The following is an 815-nucleotide window of genomic DNA, read 5'->3' as shown; positions in this document are numbered from 1 at the left end:
CCGCTCGTTTTGTACGATAGCGACGCAGCCGTTCGTATGTCACGTCTCGCCCAGTACGACCGACTCGAGGAACCACAGAAGCGCGGACAGGCGACGGAAGCGATCGTTATCGCGGAACTGGTCGCTCGGGACGTCTCCGTGCTCACGCCAGCGTTCGACAACGAGCCGTACGACCTCGTGGCCGAGGTCGGCGGCGACTTCCACCGGATCCAAGTCAAAACCGCGTACGACAGTAAACGCGACGGTGCGGTGGAGTTCAGAACCAGAAGCGTCCGCGCAAAAAGCGACGGGTACGAGCGCTCGGGATACGAGGGCGAGATCGACTACTTCGCCGCTTTGAACGTCAGAGAAGAGGATGTCTACCTGATCGCGATCGAGGAGGCCGGATCGACGACGACGGCGATCCGGTACGAACCCGCCGCCAACGACAACCGCGCGAACGTCAACTGGCACGCGGAGTATCGGCTTGAGACGGTTCTCGACGACCTCCGGTCGGGGTAATGCGGTAATCTAAAGAACGTCGCTCGTGTACCCGAAATCGACGCGGGCCTTTAGCTTAGTCTGGCTCAAAGCCCTCCGCTCATAACGGAGTGATCGCCGGTTCAAATCCGGCAAGGCCCATCAGTTCCAGCCTCGTTACCGATCGGTCTCCGAAACGACCATCGCCGAAATCCGTCCCTCGAACGGTCCCGCCTACTCCCGCTGGAGCGTCACGTCGGTCGCGGTCTCGTTCGCGAGGTTGTCGCTCACCGGGCACCGCTCTTCGACCGCGGCGGTGAACTCGTCGAGGGTGTCGTCGGCCACGTCGCCGGCGA

The 815-nt window shown here is 62.3% G+C and carries 1 protein-coding gene and 1 tRNA gene; both read left to right on the top strand.

Annotated elements, in window-relative coordinates:
- Window positions 1-36 precede the first annotated feature (36 nt).
- Complete coding sequence (locus tag EXE45_RS17075; RefSeq protein WP_137695033.1) at window positions 37-501, top strand: group I intron-associated PD-(D/E)XK endonuclease; 465 nt, start codon at window positions 37-39, stop codon at window positions 499-501.
- Between the two features lie 44 nt (window positions 502-545).
- A tRNA-Ile gene (locus EXE45_RS17070) sits at window positions 546-621 on the top strand.
- The last annotated feature ends 194 nt before the right edge of the window (window positions 622-815 follow it).

Origin of the sequence: Halorubrum sp. SP9 (genome assembly GCF_005435015.1) — an archaeon.
Taxonomy (GTDB): domain Archaea; phylum Halobacteriota; class Halobacteria; order Halobacteriales; family Haloferacaceae; genus Halorubrum; species Halorubrum sodomense.
Note: the sequence above shows the minus strand (reverse complement) of the source record. Positions and strands in the feature narration are given on the sequence as shown.